At 52.2% G+C, this 13,645-nt stretch carries 9 protein-coding genes; 6 read left to right on the top strand and 3 right to left on the bottom strand.

Going from position 1 to position 13,645, the window contains the following annotated elements:
- Positions 1-10 precede the first annotated feature (10 nt).
- Positions 11-1,426 carry a cardiolipin synthase gene (gene cls, locus GCWU000325_RS04920; protein WP_006255090.1) on the top strand — a complete coding sequence of 472 codons (1,416 nt, stop codon included), beginning with the start codon at positions 11-13 and terminating at the stop codon, positions 1,424-1,426.
- A 9-nt stretch (positions 1,427-1,435) separates the two neighbouring features.
- Positions 1,436-3,316 carry a C10 family peptidase gene (locus GCWU000325_RS04925; protein ID WP_006255091.1) on the top strand — a complete coding sequence of 627 codons (1,881 nt, stop codon included), beginning with the start codon at positions 1,436-1,438 and terminating at the stop codon, positions 3,314-3,316.
- Positions 3,317-3,417: 101 nt separating this feature from the next.
- Here the strand turns inward: GCWU000325_RS04925 and GCWU000325_RS12170 are convergent, their stop codons facing one another.
- Entirely contained in the window at positions 3,418-3,633 is a 216-nt protein-coding gene (locus GCWU000325_RS12170) for a hypothetical protein (RefSeq protein WP_169303821.1), read from the bottom strand.
- 123 nt (positions 3,634-3,756) lie between these two features.
- Here GCWU000325_RS12170 and GCWU000325_RS12175 point away from each other — a divergent pair, with 123 nt between their 5' ends.
- The 3 genes from GCWU000325_RS12175 to GCWU000325_RS12500 all read left to right on the top strand — a co-directional run bounded on the left by GCWU000325_RS12175 (position 3,757) and on the right by GCWU000325_RS12500 (position 5,422).
- Positions 3,757-4,167, top strand: a complete 411-nt coding sequence (locus GCWU000325_RS12175; protein WP_169303822.1) for a YwiB family protein — start codon at positions 3,757-3,759, stop codon at positions 4,165-4,167.
- Positions 4,168-4,231: 64 nt separating this feature from the next.
- Positions 4,232-4,717 (top strand): CD225/dispanin family protein, encoded by a 486-nt coding sequence (locus GCWU000325_RS10975; protein ID WP_006255093.1) that lies wholly within the window; start codon positions 4,232-4,234, stop codon positions 4,715-4,717.
- Between the two features lie 63 nt (positions 4,718-4,780).
- Positions 4,781-5,422, top strand: a complete 642-nt coding sequence (locus tag GCWU000325_RS12500; RefSeq protein WP_006255094.1) for a CD225/dispanin family protein — start codon at positions 4,781-4,783, stop codon at positions 5,420-5,422.
- 105 nt (positions 5,423-5,527) lie between these two features.
- Here the strand turns inward: GCWU000325_RS12500 and GCWU000325_RS04945 are convergent, their stop codons facing one another.
- Entirely contained in the window at positions 5,528-6,556 is a 1,029-nt protein-coding gene (locus tag GCWU000325_RS04945) for an acyltransferase family protein (protein ID WP_006255095.1), read from the bottom strand.
- A 58-nt stretch (positions 6,557-6,614) separates the two neighbouring features.
- Entirely contained in the window at positions 6,615-8,453 is a 1,839-nt protein-coding gene (locus tag GCWU000325_RS04950; RefSeq protein WP_040598942.1) for an LTA synthase family protein, read from the bottom strand.
- A gap of 341 nt (positions 8,454-8,794) precedes the next feature.
- Between GCWU000325_RS04950 and GCWU000325_RS04955 the strand changes: the two genes are divergently transcribed.
- On the top strand, positions 8,795-13,642 hold the full coding sequence (locus GCWU000325_RS04955; RefSeq protein ID WP_244832877.1) for a translocation/assembly module TamB domain-containing protein: 4,848 nt from the start codon (positions 8,795-8,797) through the stop codon (positions 13,640-13,642).
- The last annotated feature ends 3 nt before the right edge of the window (positions 13,643-13,645 follow it).

Below are 13,645 nucleotides of genomic sequence, written 5' to 3' on the forward strand. Positions count from 1 at the left end.
GTTCCGATCTATGTGGACTGAAGTGATATTTTGGGTGGCTTTAGCCTTATACGCCGTACTCGTAATCAGTACGGCGACGGTCATTGTCCTCGAAAATCGCCAGCCGGCCAAGACGATCGCGTGGTTAGTAGTGATTATGTTGCTCCCCGGCGCAGGCTTGATTTTCTTTTACTTCTTCGGGCAAGACTTAAGAAAGAAATACAAGCTCATCCGCAAGAATTACGACTACATTGTCCGAAGTATGCGCGGCAAAGCCCCGCCTGAGATTTCAGCCGACACGGTGCCCGACTACGCCCCCTTGATTCAGCTTTTGCACAACAATGGCGGCGAACCCTTGACCGCACACAACAGCGTGGAAGTCTTGGATTGCGGTCGCGTTTTTTTCCTTTCGCTGCTACAAAGCATTCTCAACGCGAAACATAGTATCCACATTGAGACCTACATTATTGAAGAAGATGCCGTTGGCAGCCTGATTGCCGACGCCTTGATCGACAAAGCGCGCAGCGGCGTCGAAGTTCGCCTGCTCTACGACGATGTAGGCTGCTGGAAAGTGCCGGATCGCTTCTTCAAACGTATGATGGAAGCCGGCATAGCCATAGGTGCGTTCCTCCCCGTGCGCTTCCCGCGTCTGACGAGGCGCGTTAACAATCGCAACCACCGCAAGATTTGCGTCATAGATGGGAGCGTAGGCTTCATAGGCGGCATGAATATCGCCCTAAGATACGCTACGGATCAATGGAAAGACATGCAGCTTCGCGTAGAAGGTGATGCCGTCGGCCAACTGCAAAGAATATTTTTGGGAGATTGGCATTTCACGACAGGCCAACTCTGCTCCGGTGCGCAATATTTCCCTGCCGGACGAGCAAGTGCGGATACGATGCTACCGGTTCAGATAGCGGCCACTTCCCCTCTTTCTCGCTATCCATCAATAATGTATTCTTTTACGTGGCTATTGCAGAATGCGCGGCACTATATCTACCTTCAGACGCCTTACTTTATGCCTTCCGAGCCGGTGCTTCAAGCGCTGCAAACGGCGGCTATGATGGGCGTCGATGTGCGCCTGATGCTGCCGGAGAAGCCCGACGCTTTTTGGCTTCGGTGGGCGAATGAGTGCTACTTCACTGACGTTTTGCGCGCCGGCGTCAAGGTTCTGCTCTACAAGGAGGGTTTTCTCCACGCGAAAGTCTTGGTTTGCGACGACACGTGCTGTTCTGTAGGCTCGTCGAATATGGATTTTCGCAGCTTTGAAGACAATATGGAGGCCAATGCTTTTATCTACGACGCCCGCTTAGCGCTTGAGGTGAAGGCGGTCTTTCTTCGCGATGCCGAACGCTGCGAAGCCATCGACCCGGAACGGTGGAAGCGCCGCGCGCTCTGGCGTAAATATTTTGAGAGTCATACGCGGATTCTCTCGCCCCTACTTTAATTGCTGCTTATGCGTAGTTTGCTTTTCCTTCTGTTTAGTTTTTACGTTTGCTGCGCGCGAACGGCGCCGATTGATTCGCTCACGGCGCGGCAAACGGCGCAAGCTTTTTTCCGCAAGGCTTTATCTCTGAAAACGATGCAAAGACCGCTTTTGCGCCACCAAGCAAAAGCGACCTATCTTTTCTCACTCGGCGATCATTTTATCTTGACGGCTGCCGACGATGCTTTACCCGAGGTCATCGGCTATGGGCGCTGCCGCGACGGGCACTTGCCGCCGGCACTCAAGGACTTGATCCACGATTATGATCGAGCACTCCGCCTCCACGCGCTTCGCTCTGCAGCGCCTATGCGCCCTACTGCGTCTCCGCCTCATCGGACCGTTGCGCCCTTGCTGCAAACGATTCGCCACCAAGAAGCACCTTTCAACGCGCTATGTCCTTATTATTTACAAGATGACGGCACACTTTCTTCGGAAAGATGCATTGTGGGCTGCGTGGCAACGGCTTTGGAGCAGATCGTGGCGCACTATAAGCGCCCCATCTCTTTGCTTGAACCGCTCCGAGGCTGGTCTACGCCGCACTACACCGTAACTGACGTCGCGGCGGGCTCGCAAGTCGACACGCAACATATATTAGATGTCTACGATGATCAATCTTCGCCGGAGGCCTGTGCGGCGGTGGCCACGTTGAGCTATTGGTTAGGACTGGCCGTCCACATGAAATGGGGACTAAACGCAAGCAGCGCCAACTCGCAGCGGGCTGCCGAGCCGCTACGCCGCAGTTTTGGTTGGCAATACGTACATTATGTCGATAGTTATCGCTATGCGCCGGACGTGTGGCTGCCTATGCTTTACCGCGAACTTGAAAGCGGGCGGCCGATCTACTATGCGGGGAGCACGATGCGCCTCAATGGTCACGCTTTTATCATAGATGGCGTGGACGAAGCCGGACGTTTCCACGTTTTGTGGGGATATGGTGGGCAGTATGATGGTTATTTTGACCTGAACGTCTTATGTGCTGCCGCACCGGCCTATGATGTGCAACCTGATGACGAGGTTAACGGTTTCTTCTGCAACCAAGAGGCTCTCCTGCTCCACCCTGACGCGCAGCAGGTCGCAATGCCCGATTCGCTGGAGCGGACAGGGAGCGAGATTGTCGTCGACTCGATTCGCTGGGAGGCTGCTCCGCGCGTCGGCACTTATACGCCGCTTCGCCTTTATGTACACAACGCCGCTCCGCACGCACTCACCACGCCCTTGGTCTTGTTTACGAATTTGCAAACTGATACAGCCGCCATTCAACAAGGCGATTTTATCGGCCTTACGGGGCTTTCGCTCGAAGCGGGGGCGCAGCGTGAACTCCTTGTTCACGTGCGGGCTGACGCCGGAGGCCAACGTTTGTTGCGCATCACGCAGGACGGCGTCAGTTGGCGCAATTTGGAGAGTACGAATATTTTGCCGGCCGTCGCGGCCAACTTAAATTTTGAGCTTTCAGCACCTACTTTTCTTTCGGACCACGCCGTGCGCTTCGTCCTATCGGCTACGGCCGGCGACGAGCGTGTGGGTGCGCTTATCACCTACGAACTTACGGCGAAGAGGGAGCGGGAAGGCACGCGCCACGGGCGCTATCTCTACGTAGCAGCAGGCGAAACGGCGCAAGACACGGTGCATTTTCAAGGCCTAAAAGCGGGCGAGCCTTACACGCTGTCTGTTCGCTATCCTTGGGCAGTTGTAAAACAAATCAGTTTCACAATGCCTACGACAAGCCTCGACCCAATTCACAAAGCGCAGGACGCGCCGGCAAAATGGATTGATACGAATGGGCGCGCCGCCGACGCTCCACGACAGCGCGGCGTATACATTTATCGCGGGAAGAAAGTATTTCGGCCCTAAAACGTCCGACTAATCGGGCCGCATCGATGCAAATGCGCACGAGGCGGCCGCCAATCGTAATCAGACAATAAGGCGAGCGAACGAGGACGACCGGCGCTGCTTCAGCCGACGTCAGCGTGCACCCCACGAGAAGCGACCTTTACGTTGTCAGTCCGCGAAACTATTTCGCCGCAATCGGCATTCGTCATCGTTTGGTGCCGGCAAACCATCGTATGCTGCCAACAAACCACAGTATGCTGCCGGCAAACGATGGTTTGGCCCGAGCAAACGACGCTCCGCATTGGTCGGCTAATGACAAAATCTGTCTTCTGCCTCAAAAAGTTGACTTTGCGGCCCGTCGAAACAAGACAAAGCAAACCCGCAGCGCACCGGAAGCGATACAAACCCCACGGGCGGCAAAGCCAAGTGGTTTGTATTTGATAACTAAAAAGAAAATAACGATGTCAAAACAGATAGCCATCACCACGCGCTTGGTGACGCGAATCGACAACGAGGAGGAAATCATTGAGCAAGCTGTAGACGGACTGCTCGATATAGGCCCTGAGAATCATATGTTGCGCTTTACGGAGCAAGATCAACAGACGCAGGTGCACCTACTCGTATCTGAGGAGCGCGCACAGCTTCGCAGAAATGGAAGTTTCAGTTCGGCGATGCGTTTTACCCAAGGCGGGCGCTTCGAATCTACGTATCAGACGCCCCACGGTCCGCTGCAGATGCACGTAGTCACGAAACAGTATCATACAAAGCACGATACCGAAGGCGGAACATTGGAAACGGCGTATGAACTTTACCTCTCCGGGCGCTTCATTTCCCACGACAAACTCCTTATTACTTGGAAAGTATACAAATAAATTAAAAAATCTAAGGAGCAAATCTTGACCTTTGCATAGATTTTTTTATATTTGCTGCTCAAATATGAGCACCTATTTTTACATAGACGCGCAACAGCGGCAATGCGGCCCGATTCCGCCGACACAATTTGCAGCTTACGGCATCACGCCTACTACTTACGTTTGGACGGCCGGTATGGCGCAGTGGCAACTAGCAGGCACGATTATTGAGTTGCAGCCTTATTTCTCCAAAAGCCAACTCTTCAACGCGGTAGGCATACGCCCGTCGCGCCCCGATAGCAACTTAGTTTGGGCAATCTTAAGCACGATACTCTTCTGCCTACCTTTGGGCCTTGTAGGTGTATACTACTCAATGAAAGTTGACCCCCTTTATTTGCAAGGCAAGTATGAGGAGGCTCAGGCAATGGCTAAGAAATCCATGAATTGGAGCATCGCCGGTTGCATCACGGGGATCGCCCTCGCAGTCATATACGCAATTCTCTCCATCTTCTTGATGCCGATAATTGGCGCATACCTACAGTACGCAATTATGTCGCTATGTGCAACATAGCAAGATTATCGGAGTAAGAAAATAAGACAACGACAACAATTAATCAATTAAACATTCCATACAATGAAACAGTATTACTATGTAGATGGGAACAACCAACAGCAAGGCCCCATCGACGCAGCACAACTCCCATCATTCGGCGTCACGACTAAGACGCTCGTATGGTGCGAAGGGATGGCCAACTGGCAAGCTGCGGGAGAAATCCCCGAGTTAGCGTCTTTCTTCGCTGCGAAGCAACCGGAAATTCCGGCACAACCGCAGATGCAGCCGGGAACTCCGGCACAGCCGCAAATGCAACCGGGAACTCCGGCACAGCCGCAAATGCAACCGCAAGCACAACCGCAAGTACAACCGCAAACAATGAACATTAATAACTTTCAACAAACACAACAACCAATGAACACACAACCTCCTTTCCAACAACCCAACAACCAACAAATGCCTCCCCAACCGGACAACTACTTAGTCTGGGCTATTCTGGTTACAGTTCTTTGCTGTCTGCCTTTAGGTGTGGCTTCTATCATTTATTCTGTAAAGGTTGGTTCACTTTATGCACAAGGTGACTACAACGGCGCTGTAGATGCTTCTCAGAAAGCAAAGAAATTTGCGATGATTGGCGGTATCGGTGGCCTCGTCTTTATTATTATCTACGTTATCTTTATGGTTATCGCCGGCGCTGGCGCTGCTATGAGCGGTATGCAATAGATATCGAATCATCATTTTAGGTTAAAAAAATCGGGCGAAAAGACTTTAGTGCTTTTCGCCCGGTTTTTGTATGCGCAAACTTGGAGGCGCGCAGCGCCGGTCGCGCTATGATTTTTCGGCCTTGCGGCGAGAGAGAAGCAGTTCCCAACTTGCGCGGCGCAATTCGTCGACCCCGACGCACACAAGATAGACTACGCACAACCACAACAGGAGTGCTACTGCGCCCAGCGCGGGCGGAGCGTCCATAAACGCCTTTTGGCAAATCGAAGCATAGAACGGGCGCGCGCCGGGGTGCTGATGGATCAAATAAACTGCGAAGCTACCCGCCGCAATCCGATTCACGAGGGTGCTGCTCAAAGTTTGCCGCGTGAAATACAATAATAGCGCGAGCGCTTGCAGCACTACGAGCGGCGAATTGTACAACATAATTTGCTGAAACAGCTTACTGCCAAAACCGAAGAGCGCTATGGAGCCGATCAAGACGTGAAGCAGCGCGACGCCAAAAAAGATCAGCAAGAAAAAACTACTCCGCAAGCGCGCCAAACGTGGAAGTTGGAAGCGCCGGACGTATTGTGCGAGCAGATATAAGCAAGCGAAGGAAAGCAAAGAGTAACCATAGTTGAAATCAGCAAAGATTTTAAGCACGAAAGCCCCGACCGACTGCGCCACAAAAAGACTGATGAGCACCCGCCGTTGCGTTGGCTCGTCGGCAGCCTCAACATAAGCATTCAAAACCGGACTTAGGAGAAACAGCAACAAATAAGAAGGCACAAACCATCCCGTTTGCTGCAACGTAAAGGCCTCAAAGAGCATAGAAAACGACAGATTTTCAGTCCCTACCAGCCACAAAACGGCATCAACAACGAGACTGCAGAAAACGCATTGGTACAAAAATTTCCCCAATCCCCGCATCGTAGGACGAATGCCAAACCAGCCGGAAATCAGCACAAAGACGTTAACCGCCACAATCGAAATCATTTCAACAAAAGAAAAGCCCAGATGCACCACGAGCGGCTGACTCATCAGGAAACCGCCGCGCGGCCATTGAAAACTTTGAACGGCGTGCAGCAAGAGCACCATAAACATCGCCAATAAGCGGAGAAGTTCTACGTTAGACTGTCGGGTTTTCTTCATTATCTTTCTTGCGTTCTTTTAAGTCTTATTTTTGCATTTCGTAGTCCCAATTTGCGCCTCAACGGTTGCCTAAATCGTCATACAGCTTCTGCAGAAAAGCCTTGCCGTAAGGCAGATTATAGCCGCGGCGCCGGCCTTGATCGGCCACGACTTGATTATTGTCGCAATTGTACATCACAGAATCTTCCGCATCCACAAATCCGAAGGCATTGGGGAAGGAAAAATAGCCGAAGTGCCGCACTTGGTCGTTCAGCATATCCTTGCTGAAGCGGTAAGATCGATAAGAGAGCCGCATCTGCGAGAGCAGCGTCGCCGCGATGTCTATTTGCGACCCGTAGGCCTCGCAGCGGGCCGGCGACTTCACAGCGCCGCCCACCCAAATCATAGGAATGTGGTAACGAGAGAAGTCAAAATAATCTATATCCTTAGGATACGCGCCCAAATGATCGGGCACGAGCACTACAAGCGTATTCTTCCACGCCGGCAGGCGCTTCAGTTGCGCAATAAATCTACCTAAGCAATCGTCCGTGTAAGCAAAAGCATTCAGCCGTTCGTCTTTCAATTTATGATAAGGCACATCGTAAGGCTCATGACTGCTACTCGTTTGCACGACATACAAGAATGGCGTTTTTCGCTGCGTTTGCAGAGCGCGTAGCGTTGCATCGAAGACGTATTGGTCGGGCACGCCCCATTTGCTGAGCTTATATTTGAGCGGGAAGTCTTGATCACTGGTGATGCGGTCAAAACCACCGGTCACCAAGAACGAGCGCATACCCGTGAAGTCTGCATCGCCGCCGTAAAAGTAAGCCAAATCATAGCCCTCGTTGCGGAGTTGGCGCGTCCACATCGGGAGCGAATCAACCTTTTTCGGATATTTCATGATGCTGGTCGTAGGCTGCGCCGGATAAGCCCCGAGAATGGCGGCTAAGCCACGGTCCGTGCGAAAACTGTTCGCATAAAAATTGGTAAAGAGTACGCCCTCGTCCGCCAAGCGATCCATATTGACCGCCACGTTCGGGAGTCCGCCAAGGCGCGACATAATCTTGCCGCTAAAACTCTCCAATACGACAACGATAACATTGGGTCGCTCCGTCGTGAGCAAGCGTTCTACGTGCGCTTCTCTCCCCACGGTGGGCATATCTTGCAAATCCGCAAACAGACGATCGGCTTCGGCAGGCTCCATAAAGCGATACATGCCGGCAATCTTCATTTCGCCGACAACGGAACTCAGCAAACTGAACACGGGGTTAATGGCCGCGTGGTTGAGTTGTTGGTTCTGACTGAAATAGACACGACCCAAATTCATTGTCGACGTAGTGACGCTGCCGCGAATCGGCAAAAAGAGGGCCGCCGTACACAATAATAATATAGCAAAAGCCCGTTTGCGCTTCTCAGAACTGACGGGGCGCAGGCGTTCGTCCAAATAGCGATGGAGCAACCACCACAAACCAACGCCGAAGGCGCAGCAGGTGAGCAGGGCAACAACAGCGTAGCCCACACTGACGCTGGCGAAGGCATCTTTCGGCGAACTGGTGAAATAGAAGATCGGCGTCGTGTCGAGGCGGAACTTCCAGAAGCCGTAGAGCACCAAGTCTACGATGTAGATGATGGACAACAAAACAGCCATCACCACCGTCCAGCCGCGCCGCACGCGATCTGCCCACAGCCGCGCGCGCTCCCAAACGGACAGCGTCAGCAAGAGCGCCGGAAGAGCCGTAAAATAGCCCGCCACAGACGCATCCATCGGCAGGCCGTGCCAAACTACGCGGAGATAGTCGGTCAAGCCAACACCGGCATACAGATCGCGATGATACAGCATAAACGCGGGCTTCATCAAGACAAAGAACAAGATGAGGAGGCCAAACGTTTTCAAGAGTAAAATCAACCTTTGCTTCACACTACATCAGATTTTTCTGCGAAAGTAATCAAAATTCAGTGAGCAGAAGCTCCCCATTGGGCTATTTCTTCTCACGAGCGTAAGCCTTTTTCATCGTGAGATGAAACCCTTTTTATCACGAGCGCAAACCTTTTTTCTCGTGATAAAAAACTTCGCCGGCAAGCCGGCGTCAGTCAGAAGTAGCCTTGCGTGCGTTAAAAAGTCAATCCCTCGCTCGACAAAAAAGCGACGGAAGCCTTCGCAAGCAGAAAGGAGGAAGCTACCGGAAGAAGCGAGAAATTGCACAAAAGGAATGCAATCCTTTGGTTAAGCACCCGCCAAGTATTACCTTTGCTCTCAGTATGGAAAAACGCCGTATCGCAAAGCGCATTATGCGCATTTTCGCTTGGATAGTCTTGACGCCCATTGCGTTATTTCTACTCTTAGCCATCCTGATCTACATTCCGCCCGTCCAGCAATTTGCCGTAGACAGAGCGGCGCAATACCTTACGAAAAAAACGGGCGTGCGGTTTAACGTAGAGTCTGTGCGTCTGGCCTTTCCTTTAGACTTAGCCATTCACAACGTGACGGCCGTAGAGCACAACGATACCCTACTGGCCGCGGGTTCGCTACGCCTCAACGTGGCGCTGCTTCCGCTCTTCGACGGGCGGGCCGAAGTGGACGGCATAGCCTTATATCGTGCGCAAGTAGATACGAGAAACTATATCGGCGGCGCACACGTCGCGGGCCGAATCGGGGCATTGCAGGCTTCGGCCAAGGAGATCGACTGGGTGAAGCGGAAAGTCATCGTAGACTATGCCGACTTACGCAAGTCTGATGTCGTCGTTTGCCTCTCAGATACGGCGATGGACGACACGACGAAAGTCAAAGCGCAATGGGAAGTGAGCGTGGGTCGCGCCACGCTGCGACAGACGAAAGCGAAAGTGGCACTAATGGCCGCCCTACCCCAAGCTCGAAAGGGTAAAGGCAGTTTGCTTGAGCGCCTACCGGCCACTTATCAGCCCAAACAAATGTGGTTGGCAGCGGATATTGCACAGGCAGCATTAAAGGGCGGCACTTTCAACATGAAAACCGGCCGTTATGCCCTTCGCTCCTTTGGCGTAGAAAAAAGTAAATTGGCCTATCTGAACCAAGCGCCGGACGGCGTGTGGACGCGCAACCGACAATATCGCCCCATACCTGCGGCGAAAGAACGCTCACTGCGCGATTCGATACGCGGCGCCTACACTTATCAAGACAATATCAAAGGTTTGCAAGCGTGGCAGCCCTTTGCGGCTTTCCCAAAGGGAGGCGGCGCAAGCGATATGGCGACTTGGCTGCGCAAAGGCAAGCCCTTGGACCCGAACGATATAGCCTTGCAGGACGTATTCCTGCAAATCGACACGCTGACTTACACCGAAAACGTATTGAACGCCAACGTAGCCCACGCGGCCTTTGTCGAGAAGTGCGGTTTGCAAGTGAAGCGCATCAGCGGGCCGATCTATATGGATCAGCAACGCCTCATTTTGCCCAACATGGCCCTGCATACGGCGCATTCTAAAGTATCTATTGGTCTGCGTTTCCCATTGTCGACCTTCGATCCCGATAGTCGGACGAAGATGACGCTGCACTGCGATGCCCAACTGGGGTGGCAGGACGTAAAGAACTTGGGACGAAGCTACGTGCCGCGCGACTTGCTGCGCGTCTATCCAAAAACGACGCTTCGCATAAAGGGCGATTTTAGTGGGAATCTGCGGCGTTTTGCTTTCGGAAATACGACGTTGGAACTGCCGGGCTTGATCCGCTTGCAAGCAAACGGTACTTTACTGAACGTGGCATCAACGCAACGCAGCGGGGCGATTAACATCCGCTCGCTGACAACGGGCGCCGGACTGCCGCGCTTGTACAAACAGCTCGCGCCTTCGGCTGCCGGCAGCGTAAAATTGCCCAACAGAATGCAGGCTTCGGGACGCGTCAACTTCAAGGGGGATAATTATGGGTTTGATCTGCGACTGGCGGTAGGGCAAGGGCGACTGTCGGCAAAAGGCAAGATAGATTTGCGTGCACAAAGTTATACGGCCGACCTGCAAGCTCAACGCTTCCCGCTGAAAGTCTTCCTGCCGACGATGGGATTAAATGATTTCTCGGGACACATCGTAGCAAAAGGAAATGGATATGATTTGATCTCGGGCAAGGCTCAACTGAAAGCTGACGTAAGCATCAACCGGTTCGCCTATGGCGGCTACGACTTGAGCGGACTCCGCTTCCAAACTTTGCTAAAAGGACACAAGGCGCTCTTTGAAGCAGCCATAAACAACGAGATTGTCAAAGGTGATGTGAAGGCAGAGCTTATGTTGGAACGCTTAATCAGTATTAAGGCGGATGCAAACATAGAGCAGGCGGATCTGCGCCGCTTGAACGTGACGACTGATACGCTCTCGGCGGGCGGGCAACTGCACTTATACGCATCAACTGACCGCCAATTTAAGCGGATTTCAGCCAATGGCATCGCGGATCACCTGTTTGCGGTCTCTCCATCGCGAGGTTTCTCGACGGATGATATACACTTCAACTTCAAAACGGGTACTGACTCGACGATGTTCAGGATCAATAGTGGCGACCTGCGGTTGCTGCTGGCGACGAAAGGCGACATCAATCGCCTCACACCGCGTCTGGCGCGACTGGGCACGCTACTGACAAAGCAGATAGCCGATCAAAAATTGGACCAAGAGGCTCTTAAGCGCGAATTGCCCGTAATGGATCTGCACTTAGAAGCAGGGCAGAGTAACCCGATTGGGAACTTCCTGCATTTTAATGGCTATACATATAATAAAATATACGTCGATCTGCACGCGAATCCGACGGCGGGCGTCTACGGAACGGCATCTGTAGGGCGCTTAAGCAACGGGGGACTGCTCTTAGATACGATTTACGCAAACCTTAGTCAGGACACGACGGGCGTACGTATGGAGGCATTTGTGAAAAACTATACGAAGCGCAATCCGAATAAGTTTGAAATACGTGCGCAGGGCTACTTGCTCTCGTCAGGGGCGGGATTGATGGCGCAATTCTACGACAACGATGGCGAAAAGGGCATCGATCTGGGACTAAAAGCCGACTTGGTCGAAAACGGACTGAAGATTATGATCTCGCCGGAACATCCGGTGCTGGCTTATCGCAACTTTACGGTCAATAAAGACAACTATATTTTCTTCGGAAATCAGAAGGAAATTCGCGCTAACGTGGACTTGCTGGCGGACGATGGGACAGGCGTGAAGCTATACAGTGCTCCGGGCGATTCGATTAACGACATTGCACTCTCGATTAACAACTTAAACCTCGGAGAACTGTCGACGGTCTTGCCGTATCTGCCAACTATGGGCGGAAAACTCTCGGGTGATATTCATATTTTGGATAATCATAAGACGTATAGTGCGATGGCCTCGCTCCAAACGAGCAATTTCACATACGCCGGTACGCCTCTCGGGTCGCTGGGGGCGGAGTTGATGTATCTGCCAAAGGAGAAAGGAGAGCATTATGTGGAGGCTTACGTCTCTACCAACGATGCTGAAATGTTGTCGGCCAAAGGTACGTATGCAGAAACGGAAGGCGGTAGTTTTGACGGAACCGCTACGTTGGAGGGATTCCCGCTACTCTTCTTCAATTCTTTCCTCGACGGGACGGAAATTGCACTGCGCGGAAAGGCCAATGGGTCTGTGGAAATCAAAGGCCCGCTGACGCGGCCTGCAATTAACGGCAGTTTGACGCCCGATTCGGCACATATCGCTTCGGAAGTGTATGGGTTTGATTTCAAACCGGAACAACAGCCGATCCAAATTGTGAACTCCAAGATCACATTTGCGAATTACCAACTCCTATCGACGGGCGAAGCGCCGCTTGTCTTGAACGGCAACGTGGATATGACCAACCTCTCGAAGGTATATCTGAACTTGGGACTCAAGACGGAGAACTTCGAACTCATCAATACGCGCCGCAAAACTAAGTCTTTGCTCTTCGGAAAGGTCTTCTCTGACATCAATTGCACCATCAAAGGACCGGTCGACGGCTTATCTGTGCGCGGCGATCTACGTATTTTAGACAAAACGGATCTTACATACATTCTGCGCGATTCTCCGTTGACGGCAAGCAATAGCTTAGACGGACTCGTGGAGTTTGTAGACTTTAGCGATACAACTAAAGCCGAAGCCGCTACAACGCCGGACTACGGCGTCAATATGGTGCTCGGCATAAACATAGCTGAAGATGCGAACTTCCATTGTCTGCTTTCGGAAGACGGGCAAAGCTATGCCGACCTCCAAGGTGGAGGCTCGCTCACTTTCCGCTATACTCCGTCGGGCGAAATGCGCTTAGTGGGTAAGTTGACGGCAAAAGATGGGAAAATCAAATACGAATTGCCCGTCATTCCGTTGCGCACATTCGATCTAAAAGAGGGAAGTACGATCACATTCACGGGAGATCCAACAAATCCCACCTTAGATATAATAGCCACAGAGCGGATGAAGACGTTCGTTAGTTCGGATGAGCAACGCCGCGCCGTAGTCTTCGACGTCGGACTCAAGCTTACGAAGCCCCTTGATCAAATGGGCTTGGAATTTACGATTGAAGCGCCCGAAGATTTGGCTGTTCAAAACACGCTGGCATCAATGAGTAAGGAGCAAAGAAGCAAGGCCGCGGTGGCGATGATGGCAACCGGTATGTTCATAGCCGACAACGCCTCCGCCGGTTCTGGTTTCAAGGCCAACAATGCATTGAATGCTTTCTTGCAGAATGAGATTCAAAGCATCGCCGGCAAAGCTTTGAAGACCGTAGACATTAGTTTGGGAGTAGAAACCGGCACTTCGTCGGTCGGAACTGTCACAACCGACTACTCTTTCCAGTTCGCGAAGCGCTTTTGGAACGATCGCATCAGCGTTATCATCGGCGGCCGCGTCAGCGCGGGAAAAGAAGCCGACAACAGCGCTGAAAGTATCATCAACAATGTCAGCATAGAATACAAAATCAACCCGGGCGCCACCCGCTATGCCCGCATTTTCTACGAGCGCGACACAACAGATCCGCTCGAAGGCTTACTCACGAAAACCGGCATCGGTTACTCTGTGCGCAAAAAGACGGATCGCTTCGGCGACTTGTTCATCTTTTGGAGGAAAAAGTCCAAGGATCAACAGCCGACATCGAAGAAGAAGCAATAACTG

The organism is Alloprevotella tannerae ATCC 51259 (assembly GCF_000159995.1).
In the GTDB taxonomy this organism is placed as follows: Bacteria; Bacteroidota; Bacteroidia; order Bacteroidales; family Bacteroidaceae; genus Alloprevotella; species Alloprevotella tannerae.

Excerpts from the sequence above, each read along its gene's own strand:
- cls (WP_006255090.1), top strand. The coding sequence starts at position 11 with ATGTGGACTGAAGTGATATTTTGGGTGGCTTTAGCCTTATACGCCGTA.
- GCWU000325_RS04925 (WP_006255091.1), top strand. The coding sequence starts at position 1,436 with ATGCGTAGTTTGCTTTTCCTTCTGTTTAGTTTTTACGTTTGCTGCGCG.
- GCWU000325_RS12175 (WP_169303822.1), top strand. The coding sequence starts at position 3,757 with ATGTCAAAACAGATAGCCATCACCACGCGCTTGGTGACGCGAATCGAC.
- GCWU000325_RS10975 (WP_006255093.1), top strand. The coding sequence starts at position 4,232 with ATGAGCACCTATTTTTACATAGACGCGCAACAGCGGCAATGCGGCCCG.
- GCWU000325_RS12500 (WP_006255094.1), top strand. The coding sequence starts at position 4,781 with ATGAAACAGTATTACTATGTAGATGGGAACAACCAACAGCAAGGCCCC.
- GCWU000325_RS04945 (WP_006255095.1), bottom strand. The coding sequence starts at position 6,556 with ATGAAGAAAACCCGACAGTCTAACGTAGAACTTCTCCGCTTATTGGCG.
- GCWU000325_RS04955 (WP_244832877.1), top strand. The coding sequence starts at position 8,795 with ATGGAAAAACGCCGTATCGCAAAGCGCATTATGCGCATTTTCGCTTGG.